Here is a 943-nt window from a genome sequence, read left to right on the forward strand (position 1 = left end):
ATTTTCTATTTTCTTTCCTCTTTCCTCTTTCCTTTTTCCTCTTTCCTCCTTTCTCCCTCTCCCTTCCCCTTTTCCTTTTCCCTCTTTTTCCCCCTCTTTCCTTTCTCCTCCCCTTCTCCTCTTCCCTCCCCTTCCTCCCTTCCTTCTTCTCTCTCCCTCTTTCCCCTCTTCCTCCTCCCCCTCCTCCCCCCCTTCCTTCCCCCCTCCTCCCCTCCCTTTTCCTCCTTTTTCTTTTTTTCTTTTCCCTCCTCCCTTTTCTCCTCCTCTTCCCCTTTTCCTTCTCCTTCTCCTTCCCTCCCTTCTTTTCTTCTCCCTCCTTCTCTTTCCTTTTCTCTCCTTCCCTTCCCCCTTCTTCCTCCCCCTTCTTTTCTTCTTCCCTCTTCCCTTCTTCTCCCCTTTCCTCTTTTTTTTCTTCCCTTCCCCTCCTTCCTCTTCTTCCCTTCTTCTCCCCCTTCCCTCCCCTCTTCCTTTCCTTCTTTTCCCCCCTCTTTTTCCTTTCCTTCTTTCCCTTTTCCTCCTCCTCTCCTTCTTCTCTCCTCCTCCTCCCCCCCCCCTTCTCCCTCCTCTTTCTTCCCTCCTCCCTCCTTCCCCTTTTCCCTTCTTTCTTTCCTTCTTTTCCTCCTCCCTCTCTTCCCTTTCTTTCTTCCCCCTCCTTCCCCTTCCCCCCCTCTCTTCTTTTTCCTTTTCCCTTCCCCTCTCTTCCCTCCTCCTCTCTTCTCTTTCTTTTTCTTTTTCTTTCCTCCCCTCCTCCTCCCCTCCTTCCTCTCCTTCCCCCTTTTTTTTTCCCCTTCTCCCCCCCCCTTTTTTTTCTCCCCCCCCCTTCTCCTCTTTTCTTTCTTCTTCCCTTTCCTCTTTCCTCTCCTTTCCTTCCCCCCTCTCCCTTCCCCTTTTCTCCTCCCCCCCCTCCTCTTCCCCCCCCCCCCCCCCCCCCCCCCCCCCCCCC

At 53.6% G+C, this 943-nt stretch carries 1 protein-coding gene; it reads right to left on the reverse strand.

All coding sequences use genetic code 11. The features are described from left to right. Nucleotides 1–5 precede the first annotated feature (5 nt). On the reverse strand, nt 6–943 hold a 938-nt coding region (locus ABEB31_RS21755; protein ID WP_347053741.1), incomplete at its 5' end, for a hypothetical protein.

This window comes from Flavobacterium olei (genome assembly GCF_039749035.1).
Classification (GTDB): domain Bacteria; phylum Bacteroidota; class Bacteroidia; order Flavobacteriales; family Flavobacteriaceae; genus Flavobacterium; species Flavobacterium olei.